Raw genomic sequence first — 18,067 nt, forward strand, 5'->3', positions numbered from 1 at the left:
CTGATTTAAAGGAATGATTATGACCTACCTTGATGAAGTATTACATATCTTTGTGGATGATATATCAACAAAACTTAATGTTGATTTATCTTGGACATTGGAGCAGCGCAGTGAAAAGCTGTTGGATGCTTCTATGCAATATCGAGATGAGCTACAAGAGGTATTAAAAACTAAATCAGTTGGTCATAATCAAAACCCTAATCGTCAAGGTAATTTATTTGAAGTTAGGGATGCTTTTATTAATAATTTAGAAGAAGCTATTACGAATTCAGATAAAAAATTTGCAACAGCAGATTACTTGTATGAATTAAAGCAACAAGGAGTACCATTTACAAACTCTATTGCTAAGATGGCGAACTATAATGATAATGCGACAGATGTTGTAGCATTTATTAAAGGTAAAATACTAGAAAGTGAAAAAGCACAATATAAATCTATAAAAAATTTTGCTCAATTAGCGGCAGAGAGATATTTAGAAAATAATGAAAAGTTAGTTGTGCCTCTAGAGAATTTTGAAAAAGCCAGAGCTTTTTGGGAACTTAAAGCTGAATTAGGTGATGTAAATGCGCAAGCAGTATTAGAGAAATTAGTTTCTGGCAAAATTTCCCGTAGTTCTGTTTCATTACAGGGAACATGGATTGAAACAGTAGTGGTAACTTTTTCAGATGAAGAAAAAGCAAAAAAGAATTTACAGAATCTAGCAGATCATTTTTTAATAGCTGAATCTGAACTTTACCATAAGGGACATTTTGTTACTCATGAAGTAGTTAAGCAAGCTAACGTCAGTATAAAACAAGTAATTGCATATATGGTTGGGCGATGTGTAATTGAAATTCGTCAAGCATGGAAAGATGGAGCTATAGACTTTTCTACACGACTTCAAAATGTAATTAATGACACTAAGCGAAAATTTAAAGAAAAATTTGAAGAAGGCGTTATAAAAAACCTATCAAAATCCGCAATTGATTATATTATTGGATTGATTTTAGGCTTTTATAAAAATACTTACCAAGCCATTCAAAAAGGTGGTAAGTATTTTAAAGTTGTTTGCGATGAAATGTGGTTATTTATTTCAGGTGAGAATAAATCTTTATTCCAAACAGTTTTAAATATCTCTAAAGCAATCTCTGCTTTAGCAGTAATTACTTTCATTATGGGACTATATCAATATCTAATTAGTATAGGTATTCCAGAAGTATTTTCTGTTGCGATTACTTCATTTGTTTCAGCATTAGTGACGGTAGCAATTTTTCGTTTAATTGAAAAGGCTGCACAGATTACGGGTTCTGTATTTTATACACGAGATGTTGCCCGAGTCCGTCGTCAGGAAGTTGAGCGAATTTGTGAAGAAGTATTGCCTCTTATAGAAGAGAAAGTTGCTCAGCTAGATGGTTTAATTGAGCAGGAAGATAAAGAGCGGGAAGAAATTTTTAATAAGTCTTTTGTTCAGATCAAGGCATCTTTGAGGTCTGTAGATATAAATAAAATCGTTATCGCTTATCAAGAGTTATATCAGTATCTAGGACAGAAATTACCATTTACAAATGAAAATGAATTTGATGACTTTATGATGAGTAATAAGAGTTTTGAACTTTAATTTAAAAGTAGATGAGGGGGGAGGTTAATGAATAATAGAGATAGGGATAAGGCCGCTGGTCAAGCTGTAGCTTTATGGAAATCCGGTAATCCAGTTGGGCGCATTTTAGCTACAATAATTTTATTATTTCTTGGTCCTTTAGGGTGGCTTGCAATAGTTGTAATGTGGGGAATTCATTTTCTTGACAAGAAAAATTAATGTAATTTTTATCAAATTTAATGCGTAAAAAAGCGAGGGTATAAAATGAGTTTTTGGAATAAAGTCGGACAAGTGGCAAAAGTAGCAGGAGAATATGCAGCTAAAGAAGCTAAAACTCAGTATGAAGGAGCAAAAGAAAGATCTGCTCAATATGCGGAAGAAATGCCTAATCTAAGTGATCGTCAACTAGCTAAAATTTGCCTTACAGAAGCTCAGCGTTCACCTATTAAAGTGGTAGCAGCTCGAAAAGAGTTAAGAAATAGAGGTTATGAAACTATGGAAGATATTAAAAGTATTTAAATTTGTTTGAGATTTTTATCTTTTTTAGAGTAGGTAATCATTTATTAATTTGAACTCATTTATGAGAATTTAAAAGTTAATTAAGTTGCATCATCCTGCTCTAAAATAAATTCATATTTTTAGTCATTATTAAAAATAATTACTTAGTAGTAATTGAGAGGAAACCATGCCATTACCATTAATTTTAATTGGGGCTGCCGTTGCAGCGACTGCGGTTGGAGCTAAAAAAGCTTATGATGGTCATCAAGACAAAAGTCTTGCAGATGATATTATTGAACGCTCAAAAAATATTTATAAAAAGCATAAGGAAGCTCTTGACGAAGTAAATAATAAAACCAGTCAGTCATTAGAAAGCTTAGGCGAGTTAGAGCTCAAAATAGGTTCAGATTTTGATAAGTTTGATCGTTTAGTAGAAGAAATTTTAAAAAATAATAATTTTCAAAAATATAGCGATACAAAAATTCAAATTCCCCAGCATAAATTAAATCAAATAAAGGAAGTTGCTATTACAGCAACTGACTATTTGAAAACTGTTGTTGGTGGTGGTGTTTCGGGAGCAGCAGCGGGATTTGCTGTATACGGTGGAGTTATGGCTCTTGGAGCCGCATCTACAGGGACATCTATAGCATCTTTATCTGGTGTCGCTGCATATAATGCTACTATGGCGGCTATTGGTGGGGGTTCATTAGCTGCTGGCGGTTGGGGAATGGCTGGTGGTGCTATGGTGCTAGGAGGCGCAGTTGTTGCTCCTGTATTAGCTGTAGCTGGTATTGCTTATGCGATTCATGGTTCTAAAGCGCTAGATAAAGCAAGAGATATCCGTTACGAAGTTGACCAAGCTGTTACAAAAATGGAGATTGCACAAGAGCAGTTATTGCGAGTCCAATCTTATGCAGACCGAATTTATAATGAATTAACTAAAATATATAGCGTCTTCAATTTGTATTTTGAAAAGCTAAAAGAGATTAATCAAATACTAAAAGAGGGTAATCAGGAAAAAATACATAGCATTTCGGAAGAGACGATTAGATGCATTGAAAATGGTACAAGTTTAGCTGCAATTATGGCAAAAATGATTTCTACGCCGCTATTCAAGGTAAAACAAGATAATAAAGGTAAGCCTATTTTAGACAAAGATGGTAATGCAGAAATTCTTGTAGACGAGCATGGTATGCAAGTACTTGATCATCAAGGTCTTGAGAAAGTTTTAAAAGAAACCCATGAAGGTTTTAAGCGTTAATAAAATAATTTTAAAGTATGAAGAACTCCTCCTGTCAACACAGGAGGAGTTCTTATATTAGGAACAGATATGTCATCAAAAACATTTGATTGGTCAGATGAAATTAACCAAGTTGTCACTAAAAGTTTAGTGACTACCTTTGGTCTTGATTTTTTATTATTTGAAGATAAAAAAGGTGGAGATGTTGATACGATTCAAAATGTCAGACAAGACATATGGGCAACAGAAGCGGAAAAGATAAAGTATGAAAATCGTGAAAAATATGATTCGGCTGCTTATCATCAACATCATAATTATATTCAGAAAGGGCGGAATGATAAACAAGCGCAAGAAAATGGGACTTTGAAAGATAAATATCGTAAAGATAAAAATCTATCAAAAGGCCAAAACCGTGATTTGGATCATATTATATCGGCGCATGAGATTCATAATGATGCTGGAAGAATGCTAGCTGGACTGGATGGAGTAACATTAGCTAATCAAGACTCAAATTTATCGTCAACGGCTAGCAGTATAAATAGAACTAAAAAACAGCATTCTGTTGATAAATTTTTAAATAATTTACCCGAAACAATTAATAATCGTGAAATTGAATTAAGTAAGTTAAATCAGAAGCTTCATGGAATGCCACAATCTACACCTCAAGAACGGCATGAGTTTCAGCAAGTTCAAGATAAAATTAGAAAAAAACAGCAATCATTGGATGAGCTTAAACAAGTTGATAGTGAATCCATGAAAAAAGTTGATGAAAAGGCAAGAGCTGAAACTGAGAAGCAAATAAATAGTTATTATCAAAGTACTAAGTTTTTTAAGGCAAGCTTAACATCAGCAGGGATTGCTGGTTTAAAAATGGGTTTAAGGGAGACATTAGGACTTATACTTGCTGAAATTTGGTTTGAAATAAAAGCGGTAATTCCTTCTATATACGTGAAGTATAAAACAGTTGAATTTAGAATTAAAAACTTTTTAGATGATTTAAAAGATACGGTTTTAAATATTATTGAACGTGTAAAGCAGCGGTTTAAGGATGTAGTTTCTAGTTTTCGGGATGCAACAATTTCAGGTGTTTTTGCAAGTCTTTCTACAACGGTATTAAATATTTTTCTTACAACAACAAAGTTTTGGGGGAAAATTATAAGAGAGACCTGGTTAAATTTGATCAAAGTCATGAAGATGGCATTCTTTAATCCAGAGAACTTATCGACTGGTGAGTTAACTAAAGCCACTTTTAAAATTCTTTCAGCAAGTATTGGCATAATCGTAGGTATGCTTATGCATGAAGGTTTAGCTGCTCTTAACTCAATGCCTTTAGGAAATTTAGTTGTTGACTTCGCTAGCGCTTTGACAAGTGGTATTGTAATTTTGGCTTTAAATTATTTCATTGAGCAAAGTGAAATAATGCAAAAATTCTGGTCATATTTAGATCAGGTAAAAACAAAATATGAAAAAATACTAGATAACTTTAGAGAGATCAATAAAGAGTTAGACCAATATATTCTACAATTGACGCAATTAGAATTTGGCTTAAATATTGATGAGATTTCTGTATTTACAGAACAACTAAACAGTGCTAATTCTGAATTAGAGCGCAATATAGTTCTAAAGAAAGAAATAGAAAAGCAAGAAATTAAATTACCATTTGAAATGGGGAATTCAGAAAGTACTCGAAGCTGGTTATTAGGGTTGGCTAAAAATTGATTGCTTTTCCATGCACTCAGTGCGGAGCCTGTTGCAGGCATGTTAATTTATCAAACCAAACTGATTTTTTAGATCGTGGTGACGGCATTTGCCGTTACCACGATCTAACATCTCATTTATGTACAATCTATGAAAATCGTCCGGAAGTATGTCGAGTTGATACCTATTATGAGCAACACTTTAAACAAAAAATTTCTTGGGAACAATTTGTACATCTTAATTTGATCGCTTGTGAGCAGTTGGACCAACTTGAATGATTAATCGATTATATAATTTTAAATTCCTAAAACTACTTGATATGGTTTAAATCCTTCTAGTACAGCATCGGAAACTAATTGGATAAAAGCTTCAGTCTTTCCATAAGCCATCCATTGATCTAGGACTTCATAGTAGGCCAGTCGGTTTTCAACTGTGATGACGCAAGGTGGATAACCAGCTTTAAGCAATTCGAGATTCATCAATAGACGTGATGTACGGCCATTGCCATCAATGAATGGATGGATGCCTACAAAATCTGCATGTACTTTAGCTGCACGTTCAATGGGATGAAGCTTATGTGCCTCTGAGTTGTACCAGTCGACTAGTTGAGTCATCTTGTCATTTAATAACGTGTGATCAGGCGGGGTAGACGTAGCACCTGATATCAGGACATTTTGCTGACGATAACGTCCAGCATTATCATCATCAATATTCTTTAAGATAAGCTGATGGATATTACGAATTTGCCATTCAGAAAAAGGTTCTTCTTTTCGAATAATGTCTTCGACATAGTAGATGGCATTTCTGTGGTTGATTGCTTCAAAGTGTTCTCGTAATGCTTTTCCACCAACGGTAATGCCTTCCAAAACGACTTTAGTCTCTAGCAATGTAAGTGTATTACCTTCAATTGCATTTGAATGGTATGTCCAGCGAACAATAAGATCTTCTTGTAGATTCTTTACAATTGCAGGAGAAAGAGGACGATGTTTATCTAATTTTGTTTTTAAAGCATCAATATTTTCAAACATAACTTTTTCGCTGCAGTTGAATTCTTAAATGATACATCAAAAAAACAAATATAAAAAAGGAATGTTATAACATTTCTTTTAATTTTAAATGCATACGTGTTAAAATCAGTACACCATTTCAATTCCTGTTAATGGATTTGAACAAAATAAATTTTGTGATTCAATGCGCTAAATCTAATTTGGGTAAAAAATGGGTACAGGTAAAACGCTATTGACTTTATGGTTCACTAAATCAATAGCTTAGGAGTTGAGTTCAATTGACGCCATCACAGCTACTTTACTAAATATGGCTATGTATTACGTTATTGATAGCTGGAATGTTAAAGTCTAAAACGTGTTATTATTTCATATAAGATTTTGAAATATATAAAAATATAGGTTTATTTTTGTTTGTTTGTTTGTTTGTTTTTTTAATCAATATTATGAAAAAATTATAACAGTAAGAGAAATTAATTTAATAAAAATGGTGTGCTTTTTTAATTTGGTGTGTTGTAACTAAATTTTCATATATATTTAACTAGACATTAGGGTGTGTTGACATTTACAGCCGATAAATTGAGCTAAAGAGGCAACCATATAAATATACAAGCTAAAGCAACAGCGCTTTGATAGTTACGTTTTAGCTTATCGTATCTTGTGGCAATTCCTCTAAATTGTTTTAATCTACAAAATGCATTTTCAACTAAATGTCTGATTTTATACATATACCAGTCCATATCATCATTGCTAGATTTGGCATTTGATCTTCGAGGAATGTTTGCTTTCGTATTACTTTCTCTAATTTTCTTTCTGAAACTTTCTGAATCATAGCCTTTATCTGCACATAGCATTTCTGACTCTGTTAAATCTAATTTTGATACAAGATCAGGTGCAACCTTAATATCATGTGAAGTTCCATCTGAAATAATAAATTCAATAGGATTACCATTTGAATCGATTGCTAAATGTATTTTTGAACTATTACCACCAATACTTTTGGAAATACTTTGATTCTTAATACCAGCTGAATGTTGATGCGCTCGTACATGGCTCCCATCGATAAAAATCCACTCTTTATCAGCATGCTGGCTGAATAATTTAAAAATATTCATAAACTTACTATTTTTAGACCATCGATTATATTTCTTAAAAATAGAATTTGATTTACCAAACTCTTGAGGTAAATCACGCCAAGGACAGCCTGTTCTAATTCGAAATAAAATCGCTTCAATAAAATTCCGTAAATTTAATTTGAGATAAATATTAAAGTGACGGAAAATAGCAAGTAACTTGGACCAGTGTTGATCATTTAGCATTGTTCGAGGCATAGCGAGTGTAAAATTGGGTTTGGCGATTTAATTTTACTATCTCGCTATTTTTTTAATCAACAAATGTCAACAGACCCTAATTATTCGATTCAAAAACTTTTCTTTAATCTGGCTTGGAGAATGGAATTGCTTGTTATTCGCTATAAGCCTTGGATCATGATCATACTACTGGTTTTAGCTGTCAGTTTTGCTACATATCGCTGGTGGCAAGGACCATTGCTGCCTAGTTATGAAGTCGTATCTAGTCCATTGATTCAAACAGTTGTCGCTTCAGGACGGGTAGAGAAAGTATCTCGGACTCAGATTGGTAGTGAAATTACAGGGGTTGTTCTTGAGCGATTGGTTCAAGAGGGAGATCGGGTCTCTCGAGGGGATATTCTTTTAGTACTGAAATCTGATGAAATTTCAGCGCAAGTGCGGCAGGCAGAAGCTGAATTAAAAGAACTCGAAACCACTAGACGCCCGCAAGCAGAAGTTGATTTAGCGAATGCCAAAGTACAATTAGAACAGGCTCAAAGAGAGACGTTACGCAGACGAAATACCGAATCAGGAATATTATCAGCAGAGGAAAGGGAGAAATCGATAGAGGCAGAAAGACTCGCCCGTAATAATTTGGAATCAGCTCGATTAAAAGTTGCTTCACTTGCCCCAAATAAAGTTGAAGAGACAAAATTACGCGAACGACTCGCTGCACTACAAGCGCAACTTGCCAAGACCAAAATTCGTGCAGAAGTTTCAGGTATTATTTTAACGCGTAATGTTGAGCCAGGGGATCTGGTACAACCGAGTCAGACTCTCTTCACTATTGCACTGGATGGTGCGACTGAAATACGAGTGCCATTTGATGAACGAAATTTACCACTGCTGGCTTTACAACAAAAAGCCGCAGTGATTGCAGATGCCTATCCAAATCAATCTTTTCCTGCCCATATTAATTTTATTGCTCCAAGTATTGATGCTCAACGTGGCACAGTAGACGTCCGATTAACAGTTGATCCAGTCCCAGGTTTTCTGCGTCAAGACATGACGGTATCGGTAAATGTTGAAACCAACAAGCGCGAGCGAACCTTGGTCATTCCAAATGATGCTTTAAGCAGTATAAGTGGCAACAAGGCTATGGTTATTTTAGTAAGAGATAGAAAAATTCAACGTCATCCTATCACACTGGGTTTACGTGGTTTGGTTATGTCTGAAGTTGTAGCTGGAGTGAAAGAAGGTGATCACGTCCTTACCGATGCAGAATCAGTGCTTAAAGATGGAACTCGTGTCCGAATAGAGAAAACTAAACGTGTTTTCCAGAGTCAAACGGATCAGAAAAATAGCAAAAATGAATTACCGGTGAAATTCGATTGAAAAACTTTTTTAGGCGACTTTGGACCGAGTGGACCATCGCAATCAGTTTTTTGCGAGAGGGTCGCACACAGTCGATGATGATTACCATTGGCGTCGCGGTGGGGGTAGCCGTCATTGTGTTTATTAGCGCCTTAATTCAGGGTTTACAATCGAATATTGTAGAAAGAACTTTAGGGACACAGGCGCATATTCGTTTGCTCTCACCAGATGAGGTGAATCGTATTGTGCCACCAGCAGCAGGAACACTTCAGTTGTTACTAGAAGATCAGCGTGCACAACGCTTACGTTCTATTAATAATTGGCAGCAGATTACTGGGACTTTAGATCATTTACCGGTGTTGACTGCGGTTTCTCCTGTGGTCTCAGGTCCTGCATTTGTACAGCGCGGAGATGCGATTCAATCTATTGCATTGGTTGGTATCAACCTTGAACGTTATCAACAGATTATTCCGTTGAAGCAATATATGGTGAGTGGTGAATTACAGGTCAGTGCGGATAATGTATTAATTGGGCGTCAATTAGCCAAAGATTTGGGTGTGCAAGTTGGGAGCAAATTAAGATTAGATACCGGGCAACAGAAAAATGCAGTTGTGAACATCTCTGGAATATTTGAATTGGGTGTGCGTGAATTGGATGCGCGCTATGTCTATCTGGATTTGAAACAGGCGCAATCTTTACTTAATTTGCCTGGTGGGGTCACAGTGATTGATCTGACGATCCAAGATATTTTTCAGGCGGATCAAGTTGCCTCACAAGTTGGACGCCTGACAGGATTAAAAGCAGAAAGCTGGATTGAAACCAATGCTCAATTAATGAATGCGATTACCGCTCAAAGTCTTTCTACAAACATGATTATTGTTTTTGTAGGGATTTCAGTCGCTTTTGGAATTGCCAGTGTGATGTCGGTGAGTGTGGTGCAACGGACTCGGGAAATCGGTATTTTACGTGCAACTGGGGCTACACAAACGCAAATTTTAAGAGTTTTCTTATTTCAGGGAGCAATTTTTGGTCTGCTTGGTTCGATGCTTGGTAGTGTTGTCAGTTATTGTCTAATTTGGGGATTTAATCAGTTTGGTCCCGGTTTGTTTTATATTTCGATTTCAATCAAGCTTATCTTGTCAGCATTATTCTTGGCGACTTTAACGGGAGTTTTGGCTGCTGCAATACCATCCCGTCGGGCTGCTGCACTCGATCCTGTGGAGGCAATTCGTCATGTCTGATTCATCTGAGGAAGTACTACGTTTAGAAGCATTGCGAAAGTCCTATAATGTTGGGCAACCTAATGAAGTGGAGGTATTACATGGAATTGACCTGTGTATTCAACGGAATGACTTTGCTGCATTAATTGGTCCTTCTGGTTCAGGCAAAAGTACTTTACTGAATATTCTTGGCTTATTAGATCAGCCTAGCTGTGGTGAGTTGTACTTGTTGGGTCAGGCAACAAGTCGTATGGATGATATGGCTCGGACAGCATTACGTGGCAACAGTATAGGTTTTGTGTTTCAATTCCATCATCTTATACAAGCCTTTACTGCCTTAAATAATGTGCTTATGCCATTAATGCTGAAGCAAGGTAAGCCAGATCAATCTGCGTTGCAATATGCCCATGAATTATTGGCCGCTGTAGGGTTAGATAAGTTCGCTGACCGTAAACCCAATGAGCTTTCTGGAGGGCAACAGCAACGCATAGCGATTGCACGTGCACTGATTACTCAGCCTGCACTATTGTTGGCCGATGAACCGACAGGTAATCTTGATACTCAAACTGCTGCGGAAATGTTTGAATTATTTCGTAAAGTTCATCGCGAACATGGCTGTGCAGTATTATTGGTGACTCATGATCCTAGATTATCGGCAACCTGTGATCGAACCATTAATTTGGTGGATGGGAGAATTCAGAGTGATTTCAAAAAATGATATAAGCTCAGTGTGAATGTGAATCACGTATCTGGGAAAAGCAGTTCAAAGCATATACCTTCTGCGCTATTAATCGCCTGATACATCCCTTGATGAAGCGTCATAATAGATGCCACAATGGATAGTCCCAAACCACCTGTTTGATGATAACTTTGTCTACTGGAACTGCATTGATAAAATCGCTCAAAGAGATGAGGCAAATGCTCAGGAGCAACTTCCAAACCACTGGTGATCACAGATAATGTAATCATCTGCATATTATTAATGTTCTTTCTGTGGCTAAGCACATAAATAGTTCGGTAATTGCTGCCGTGAATGAGCGCATTTAATATTAGATTATACAGCGCTTGTTGTAACAGTTCAGGATCTGCCAATAGCTCAGTCGCTTCAAGCCTTAAAACAAAATTGCAGTGTTGTTCTTCAGCTTGATACTCGAAAATACTGAATATATTTTCTATAAATGATTGAAGTTGAATCTTCTGTTTGTTTAAGCAAACTTTGTGTGCATCTGCGCGGGCGAGAAATAACATGCTGTCAATCATTCTTTTTAAGCGTTGATAGTCCTCTAGGTTGGAAATCAGCACTTCCTGATATTGTACGGGACTGCGTTCACTCATGAGTAAAATTTCGGTTTGTCCTATTAAATTATTCAATGGTGTTCTAAATTCATGCGCAATGTCTTCTGAAAAACGATTCAGCTGGCTATATCCCAGCTCAATACGGTCGAGCATGGCATTGATATCGGAGGCTAGTTGTGCAATCTCTTGAGGGGGATAGGGCAGATTGAGTCGCTGTTCAAGTTGCTGAATATTTATCGCATGGGTTTGTTCTCGCAGGGTTCTTAATACTTTTAATCCCAGATGGCTAGCAATAGCACAAAGGATGAAAATCGCCAAGATACCTGTGAAAACATAAATGACAAGGCTCTTTTGAAAAGGTGCAATGATGCCTAAACGTTCAGACCACTGTTTGCCTGCAATTAACAGATACGGCTGGCGATTAATTTGAATAGTTTTCCAGGCAATGCGGGTGGGATAAGCATGCGCCGATAAATCTTGGAATTGAATTTGGGGCTGATGGGTAAATTCAGGTAGAGGAATGCCAAGAGGATTAATGCTGATCAGCGCCTGATCACCCTGAATCAATAAAAACAAATTATCCTGATTTCCCAACATGTTTTGATACAGCTTCGGGCGAGCGATAATCTGTTCAATATTACTACTGTCTTGCAGCAAAATTTCCAGTCGCTCAATTCGTTCAACCAAAGCCCGATCTTGCTGAGCAATTAAAATCTGGTTGATACCCAGATAGGTCATAAATGCTACAGCGCACAAGACCATTGCAGCACACCCTGTAACCAAGAGCGTTAATCGGAGTTCTAAAGAGCGAATGGGCTTGAACATTATGCTTCAACCGAAATTTTATAGCCCAAGCCACGGACAGTATGAATTAATTTTATCTCATGCTCCTCGTCAATTTTACTGCGTAAGCGTCGTACCGCGACATCAATAAAATTCGTATCGGTATCAAAATTGATATGCCAAACTTCGGAAGCAATTTGCCTACGCGTAATAATTTCATTTGGGTGCCGCAGCATAAAGTGCAATAAATTAAATTCTTTTTTACTGAGTTCAATTAACTGCTCATGTCGCCAAACTTTATGATGGATTAAGTCCATTTTTAAGTTGCCCATCCATAGCTCGTTTTCCTGAACATACTGTTGCCGTCTCAGTAAGCTTTTAATGCGCGCAAGTAATTCAATATAAGAAAAAGGTTTGGCCAGATAGTCATCGGCACCTAGTTCCAGACCTTTGACCCTATCAATAATCTGGTCTTTGGCAGTGAGAAAAATCACGGGTATATGGGAAAATTGACGCAATACTTTTAAGACTGCCCAGCCATCAATATCGGGCAGCATCACATCTAATATGACCAAGGTATAAGGTTGTATTTTTAGTTTTTCCAAGCCTTCGAGCCCTGAATGAACACATTCAGCGGCATAGCCAGATTCATTTAAGCCCTTCACGAGATATGAGGCGATCTTCACTTCATCTTCGATAATTAGAATACACATTTTGCTCAGACTCATTTTGAAGATGACAACTTTGTAATGTGATTGTCATGCTTCAAATCATTCAGGTTGTATAAGATTTTGTAAAACTTAATTCGGGGCAATCATTATGAACAACCTCAAAGGGTTTGTTTTAACAGTAATGCTGATGAGTAGCAGTACTTTTGCACAAACCATTCAATTGAATCAAGTTTATTCACTCGATTCCAACGCTGCACACATCCTTGTTGATGCCGCAGTGGCTGCTTGTCAAAAAATACAGCACAATATTGCTGTGGTCGTGGTTGATCGGGGAGGAAATACCTTGATGGCGAGTAGGCATGAAAATGTCGGCCCCCATAATTTGGGCGCAGCCGAAAAGAAAGCTTATACCGCTTTATCGACCAAAACAGCGACCTTGCTGTTAAGTCAAAATGCTCATGAAAACAGTGATGCAAAAAATTTAACCACTTTATCTAATTTGCTGTTGTTAGGAGGTGGTTTACCAGTGCGTTATGAAAATCAGGTGGTCGGTGCAATTGGGGTTGCGGGTGCAGGAGGCGCCAAAAATGATCAGTATTGTGCTGAGGCAGCCATTCAGTATAGTTTTAATCGTTAAGGATTCCATTATGTTTAAGAAGTTTTTACCACTCTCAACACTGTTATTAACATCAATGACGTTTGCACAAAATAACCCATTAAGTGTGCATGTGTTAAATCTAGAAAATGGCTTACCTTCTGCTGATGTTGAAGTAGTGCTCGAAAAGAGTTCTGGCAATAAATGGGTGCAGCTGAATCAGCAAGTTACAGGGTCGAATGGTCGTATTACAGCACTTTTTCCTGAAAATCAGCCGTTAGCGCAAGGGATTTATAAGGTCACGTTCAAAACTGGTGACTGGTTCAAAAAGAATAATCAGAGCACTTTTTTCCCAGAAGTCCCCGTTATTTTCAAAGTTGATGGCAGTGTCAGTCACTACCACATTCCCTTATTATTAAGCCCTTATGGATACTCGACCTACCGAGGTAATTGATAATCTAAAGGGCTGGTAAAACTAGCCCTTTTAATTGCTTATAATTAGTAAACGTTAGAAAGAATCACAAAAAATTCATGCCCATATTTTTATACTCTTCACCGAATCAGAATAGATTCAAGTTGTACAAGGGATGTGATGAGGCTTAAAGGCCAAAAATTAGCTTTTACTATTATTTGATTAAAAATGAGAATGGCGTGAATCAATTTGCTGAACAAGATTTATCAAGAATTATCGAAATGGCCTGGGAAGATCGAACTCCTTTTGAAGCTATCCAACGTGAGTATGGTTTAAATGAAGCGACTGTGATTCGTTTGATGCGAAAAAACTTGAAAGTATCTAGTTTTAAAATGTGGCGTGAACGGGTTACCGGTCGAAAAACCAAGCATTTGCAGCTGCGATCACCTGATGTAATTCGGGCTTATTGTTCAAGGCAGTATAAACGTTTCTAAGCGCTTGACTTTGTACACCGTCTGGACTCACGTTTACATCGTTCAGAACAGTATCTGACTTCTTCCCAGCAACGTTGCCATTTCTTACGCCAGTTAAATGGGCGTAAGCAGTGAATACAGATTTTTTTAGGAAGATGATGTTTTTTCATTTTATAACTCATCAATCCGACTAAGGAGCTGCTGCGCATGGGTGATAATCTGCTGCCGATCTTGAAGTTTATCGAGTTGTCGATAGATCATGCCCATACGTGGATGAGTACGAAATATCGCTTCATGCCGAATCATAAAAAACCAGTATAGACTGTTAAATGGACAGCTGTCCGGCTCGGTACGGGTTTTGACATTGTAGGTACAGTGCTTGCAGTAATCTGACATTTTATTAATGTAATTGCCCGAAGCGGCGTAGGGTTTGCTGGCCATTAACCCACCATCAGCGTGCATTACCATGCCCAGCGTGTTCGGTAGTTCTACCCATTCATAGGCATCTGCATATACCGCCAGATACCATTCACTGATCTGCTGCGGGTCTACAGCACTTAACAGGGCAAAGTTGCCAGTAATCATCAAACGCTGGATGTGATGCGCATAGGCATTTTGGAAAGTATTGCGAAAACATTCCGCCATACAGTTCATCTGGGTATGACCAGTCCAGTAAAATTGTGGCAGCGGTGACGAATGCTGCAGTGCATTGCGGTTGGCATATTCCGGCATGTATAGCCAGTAAATGCCTCGTACATATTCGCGCCAACCCAGAATCTGCCGGATAAAACCTTCAACTGCATTCAGTGGTACATGACCGGCATGGTAGGCAGCTTCTGCCGCATCACAGACTTCTTTGGGTAATAGTAGGCCACAGTTTAAATAAGGTGAGAGCAGGCTGTGAAACAGCGTGTCTGTACCCTGTGCCATAGCATCCTGATAATCACCAAAATAAGGCAAACTATAGGCAATAAAATGTTCCAGAACACGCTTGGCATTACTGCGTGTGGTGGCCCAACGGAAATTGGCAAGACTTCCAGAATGCTGGCAAAACTCACGTTTAACCAGTGCAAGCACATCTAAATCAATCTGATCTCGTTCAAAATTAAGTTGCGGGGGCAAGGGCGGACTGCCCAACCAAGCCTTGCGATTGGCGCTGTCATAGTTCCACTGTTGCCCTATGGGCTGCTGTCTCTGCATCAAGTAACCAGTCTGCTTGCGCATTTCTCGGTAAAAATATTCCATACGCAGTGTTTGGTAGCGACTGGCAAAGTGGCGGAACTGCTCCAGACTACAGAAAAAACGGTCGTCATTCAGGCACTGTACGGGCAGTTGTAGCCGTGGGCTCCAGTGCTGTTGAATCTGCTGCTGTAGGCGGTATTCTCCACAGTGTGTAATTACCAGTCCTGTTACGGGGAGCAGTTGTTGTTGTGACTGCACAAAATCCAGCAGGCTACGAATAGGACTATCAGATTCAAAAGCATGATACCGTACACGCCAACCATCAGCTTTAAGCGCCTTGGCAAAGTGACGCATCGCACTAAAAATCAGCGCAATTTTCTGCGGATGATGGGCGACATAAGTGGCTTCCTCAACCACTTCGGCCATCAGAATTACATCCTGAGTGCGATCCAGTACTTTGAGCGTAGCTAGCTGATGATGAAGCTGGTCTCCCAGAATTAAACCGAAACGCATACCAATCTCAAAGTTTATAAACACTAGAACAGTGTAAATGTAGGCAGCTCAATTTTTTGTGAAAATACAGATCATCCCAAAGAGACTGTGTCAGATGCGGATCAACCATTGCACAGAAATCATCATCACTTGAGCAAAGCTGTATTTATCTATAAAAATTTCAAACCATTTTACAATACTCGAATTTAATGATTGTTTAATGCATAGTCGGTGTGAAAATTATGTGATTTTAATCAAAAAGATACAAATTATTGTGTTTGTAATTCAGGCAGCTTTCGCCTAGTATCTGGCTAGAAGTTACTCCATGTAAGCTTCCTTAGTTTTGTCCCATACATCCTCTGTGTGGGATTTTTTTTAATCAAGGAATTGTCATGAGCATACATTCAAAAGCGTATATTTTTAGACAGCAACAATTACTGGTGGATGAGCATTTCCAGTTGCCGCATGTAGAACGACTGCAGCATGACCTGAACCTGTTGGAAAATGGCGCGATCATTGCTCGTGACCTGAAAGAAGACGAACCGATACCGGAAGGTTATCAGCTGGTTCCGATCCGGCAACTGGTGCAAGTTTGGAGCATACCGCAGTTTGAACAGGCCAGCCGTGCGGTACAGTTACTGGAATGGCGCCGTAACCACCGCTTTTGCAGTAAATGCGGTCACGCCACCCAACAACATACCAGCCAGTATGCCATGGTCTGTCCATCCTGTTGCTATAACCAGTATCCGCGGGTAAATCCTTGTGTGATTACCATCATTACTCGAGGTGCAGATGAAATTTTGCTGGCAAGAAATGCCCGCAATAAAACCCAGATGTACAGCCTGATTGCAGGCTTTGTTGAAGTTGGAGAAACTCTGGAAGAGGCAGTACGCCGCGAAACGCTGGAAGAAGTGGGGCTACAAATCAAAAATATTCAATATCTGGCCAGCCAGCCGTGGCCTTTTCCCAGCAACCTGATGATGGCTTTCAGGGCAGAGTATCACTCGGGTGAGATTCAGATTCAGGAAGATGAACTCAGCGACGCGCAATTTTTCAAGTATGATCAGTTACCCGAAATTCCGTTCAAGGGTAGTATCGCTTATGCCATGATTCAGCACGTGATGCATGAAACGCCTGTTGCAGATGACAGTAAAGAATGGCTTTGAAATTTAAAAAGAGAAATGTTTGAATATTTAGATGATAATTTCAGGCTGAAATAAGAACGGAAATCTAGAAAAGGAACTCTCAGCACTTGCCACGGACTTTGCCCGTTTTCACTCTATAGACTGAAATAAAGAGCTTGGCAATGATGGTGCTGCATAGTTTTTTAGTGTGGTATCATCGGTTCGACCATGTGAATGTGCTGTATTTTACAGACCTCTATAAACAGATGCCGTCCTGAATAGGTTGGGAATAATTTAGATAATCTTGAAAATTTTTCCACTTGAAGAACTTTGGAAAAACATATCAAAGCTAGGTCGAATATCTTCACCATCCACGGTTATATATTTGATATGGGAGTAAGACTGGCTAGCGTCAAAATGGTGATTAACTGTGGCCTGAATAGAATATTTGATTCCGAATTGATCTTTTATATTTAGATTTTGTTTAAGCATTTACATATACCTTTAATAACAGCACGAAAGAGAAACAATTACATGGCTTCATTATTCATAAATTTTTAGTTAAATCACTTTATGATTTAACTTAAATAATTGATTCATGGAGATATAAAATGTACGACTATCTAAATTTAAATCTACTTCAACGCCAGATTCTAGACGTACTTTTTTACCAACTTCGATCGTTTTAAACCCTTCACGTGTATTTTGCATTTTATTTAAAGGGATTAACGAGACAATAATTTCAGTACCATTTGAAGATTTTGCCACTAATTCATTATTTTTTAACAATGTGTATCCTATTTTTGTGATTTTTTCGAAGAATATGATTAACAACTTTTGAATTAAAAAAGTACAGCGACGTACTTTTTTAATTCATCTAATTACTTAGACCGCAGTAATATTAACTGCGTTTGGTCCTTTTTGACCTTGAGCGATGCTGAATTCAACTTGTTGACCTTCAAATAAGGTTTTAAAACCTGAACTGGCAATTTCACTGAAGTGAGCAAAAACGTCTGGGCCAGATTCTTGTTGAATAAAACCAAAACCTTTAGTTTCATTGAACCACTTAACCGTACCTTTAACAATATTTGAGTTTGACATAATAAATCCTACTGATTTTTTAATAATTTTAGCCATTTT

22 protein-coding genes are annotated in these 18,067 nt (G+C 37.9%); 13 read left to right on the forward strand and 9 right to left on the reverse strand.

Annotated features, from left to right (window positions below):
• The first annotated feature begins 19 nt into the window (after positions 1-19).
• From MST17_RS05365 to MST17_RS05390, 6 genes are all read left to right on the forward strand, one after another.
• Positions 20-1,597 (forward strand): hypothetical protein, encoded by a 1,578-nt coding sequence (locus MST17_RS05365; RefSeq protein WP_180026873.1) that lies wholly within the window; start codon positions 20-22, stop codon positions 1,595-1,597.
• Between the two features lie 27 nt (positions 1,598-1,624).
• Positions 1,625-1,795, forward strand: coding sequence for a hypothetical protein (locus tag MST17_RS05370; protein ID WP_171406454.1), 171 nt, complete (start codon positions 1,625-1,627; stop codon positions 1,793-1,795).
• A gap of 45 nt (positions 1,796-1,840) precedes the next feature.
• On the forward strand, positions 1,841-2,095 hold the full coding sequence (locus MST17_RS05375; RefSeq protein WP_180026872.1) for a hypothetical protein: 255 nt from the start codon (positions 1,841-1,843) through the stop codon (positions 2,093-2,095).
• 166 nt (positions 2,096-2,261) lie between these two features.
• Positions 2,262-3,335 carry a chemotaxis protein gene (locus MST17_RS05380; RefSeq protein ID WP_180026871.1) on the forward strand — a complete coding sequence of 358 codons (1,074 nt, stop codon included), beginning with the start codon at positions 2,262-2,264 and terminating at the stop codon, positions 3,333-3,335.
• 69 nt (positions 3,336-3,404) lie between these two features.
• Positions 3,405-5,033 carry a DNA repair protein gene (locus MST17_RS05385; RefSeq protein WP_180026870.1) on the forward strand — a complete coding sequence of 543 codons (1,629 nt, stop codon included), beginning with the start codon at positions 3,405-3,407 and terminating at the stop codon, positions 5,031-5,033.
• Positions 5,030-5,290 carry a YkgJ family cysteine cluster protein gene (locus MST17_RS05390; protein ID WP_180026869.1) on the forward strand — a complete coding sequence of 87 codons (261 nt, stop codon included), beginning with the start codon at positions 5,030-5,032 and terminating at the stop codon, positions 5,288-5,290. Before MST17_RS05385 ends, MST17_RS05390 begins: the two co-directional genes overlap by 4 nt.
• Before the next feature lie 18 nt (positions 5,291-5,308).
• Here MST17_RS05390 and MST17_RS05395 read toward each other — a convergent pair whose 3' ends face one another.
• Positions 5,309-6,040: a Fic family protein gene (locus MST17_RS05395; protein ID WP_180026868.1), complete on the reverse strand. Its 732-nt coding sequence runs from the start codon at positions 6,038-6,040 to the stop codon at positions 5,309-5,311.
• A gap of 560 nt (positions 6,041-6,600) precedes the next feature.
• Positions 6,601-7,347 (reverse strand): IS5 family transposase, encoded by a 747-nt coding sequence (locus MST17_RS05400; RefSeq protein ID WP_026056797.1) that lies wholly within the window; start codon positions 7,345-7,347, stop codon positions 6,601-6,603.
• Between the two features lie 126 nt (positions 7,348-7,473).
• Between MST17_RS05400 and MST17_RS05405 the strand changes: the two genes are divergently transcribed.
• From MST17_RS05405 to MST17_RS05415, 3 genes are read left to right on the forward strand one after another with little or no spacing between them, the layout of a single operon-like run.
• A complete protein-coding gene (locus MST17_RS05405) occupies positions 7,474-8,700 on the forward strand; it encodes an efflux RND transporter periplasmic adaptor subunit (RefSeq protein ID WP_180027299.1) in 1,227 nt (408 codons plus the stop codon).
• On the forward strand, positions 8,697-9,920 hold the full coding sequence (locus MST17_RS05410; RefSeq protein ID WP_180027297.1) for an ABC transporter permease: 1,224 nt from the start codon (positions 8,697-8,699) through the stop codon (positions 9,918-9,920). Before MST17_RS05405 ends, MST17_RS05410 begins: the two co-directional genes overlap by 4 nt.
• Complete coding sequence (locus MST17_RS05415) at positions 9,913-10,617, forward strand: ABC transporter ATP-binding protein (RefSeq protein WP_180027296.1); 705 nt, start codon at positions 9,913-9,915, stop codon at positions 10,615-10,617. The genes MST17_RS05410 and MST17_RS05415 overlap by 8 nt, the downstream gene beginning before the upstream one ends.
• A gap of 23 nt (positions 10,618-10,640) precedes the next feature.
• Here MST17_RS05415 and MST17_RS05420 read toward each other — a convergent pair whose 3' ends face one another.
• Both MST17_RS05420 and MST17_RS05425 read right to left on the reverse strand, forming a co-directional pair.
• Entirely contained in the window at positions 10,641-12,023 is a 1,383-nt protein-coding gene (locus MST17_RS05420; RefSeq protein WP_180027298.1) for a heavy metal sensor histidine kinase, read from the reverse strand.
• On the reverse strand, positions 12,020-12,691 hold the full coding sequence (locus MST17_RS05425) for a heavy metal response regulator transcription factor (RefSeq protein ID WP_168378005.1): 672 nt from the start codon (positions 12,689-12,691) through the stop codon (positions 12,020-12,022). The genes MST17_RS05420 and MST17_RS05425 overlap by 4 nt, the downstream gene beginning before the upstream one ends.
• 106 nt (positions 12,692-12,797) lie before the next feature.
• Here MST17_RS05425 and MST17_RS05430 point away from each other — a divergent pair, with 106 nt between their 5' ends.
• From MST17_RS05430 to MST17_RS05440, 3 genes are all read left to right on the forward strand, one after another.
• Positions 12,798-13,286: a heme-binding protein gene (locus tag MST17_RS05430; protein WP_180027295.1), complete on the forward strand. Its 489-nt coding sequence runs from the start codon at positions 12,798-12,800 to the stop codon at positions 13,284-13,286.
• A 10-nt stretch (positions 13,287-13,296) separates the two neighbouring features.
• Positions 13,297-13,698: a hydroxyisourate hydrolase gene (uraH, locus tag MST17_RS05435; RefSeq protein WP_168378003.1), complete on the forward strand. Its 402-nt coding sequence runs from the start codon at positions 13,297-13,299 to the stop codon at positions 13,696-13,698.
• Between the two features lie 239 nt (positions 13,699-13,937).
• A complete protein-coding gene (locus MST17_RS05440) occupies positions 13,938-14,150 on the forward strand; it encodes a TIGR03643 family protein (RefSeq protein ID WP_373692683.1) in 213 nt (70 codons plus the stop codon).
• Here MST17_RS05440 and MST17_RS05445 read toward each other — a convergent pair.
• On the reverse strand, positions 14,147-14,299 hold the full coding sequence (locus MST17_RS05445; RefSeq protein WP_168379796.1) for a DUF2256 domain-containing protein: 153 nt from the start codon (positions 14,297-14,299) through the stop codon (positions 14,147-14,149). The two genes, MST17_RS05440 and MST17_RS05445, sit on opposite strands and share 4 nt — an antisense overlap.
• Before the next feature lies 1 nt (position 14,300).
• Complete coding sequence (locus tag MST17_RS05450; RefSeq protein ID WP_180027294.1) at positions 14,301-15,824, reverse strand: cryptochrome/photolyase family protein; 1,524 nt, start codon at positions 15,822-15,824, stop codon at positions 14,301-14,303.
• 371 nt (positions 15,825-16,195) lie between these two features.
• Between MST17_RS05450 and nudC the strand changes: the two genes are divergently transcribed.
• The gene (nudC, locus tag MST17_RS05455) at positions 16,196-16,969 is read left to right on the forward strand and encodes an NAD(+) diphosphatase (protein ID WP_180027293.1); all 774 of its coding nucleotides are present in this window, start codon (positions 16,196-16,198) and stop codon (positions 16,967-16,969) included.
• Between the two features lie 252 nt (positions 16,970-17,221).
• On the opposite strand, the gene MST17_RS05460 is transcribed toward nudC, so the two are convergent.
• The 3 genes from MST17_RS05460 to MST17_RS05470 all read right to left on the reverse strand — a co-directional run bounded on the left by MST17_RS05460 (position 17,222) and on the right by MST17_RS05470 (position 18,028).
• Positions 17,222-17,419, reverse strand: a complete 198-nt coding sequence (locus MST17_RS05460; protein WP_180027292.1) for a hypothetical protein — start codon at positions 17,417-17,419, stop codon at positions 17,222-17,224.
• Positions 17,420-17,488: 69 nt separating this feature from the next.
• On the reverse strand, positions 17,489-17,716 hold the full coding sequence (locus MST17_RS05465; RefSeq protein WP_180027291.1) for a hypothetical protein: 228 nt from the start codon (positions 17,714-17,716) through the stop codon (positions 17,489-17,491).
• Between the two features lie 96 nt (positions 17,717-17,812).
• The gene (locus tag MST17_RS05470) at positions 17,813-18,028 is read right to left on the reverse strand and encodes a cold-shock protein (protein WP_067670082.1); all 216 of its coding nucleotides are present in this window, start codon (positions 18,026-18,028) and stop codon (positions 17,813-17,815) included.
• Positions 18,029-18,067: the final 39 nt, after the last annotated feature.

It is taken from the genome of Acinetobacter sp. YH16056_T (assembly GCF_024605895.1).
Taxonomy (GTDB): domain Bacteria; phylum Pseudomonadota; class Gammaproteobacteria; order Pseudomonadales; family Moraxellaceae; genus Acinetobacter; species Acinetobacter amyesii.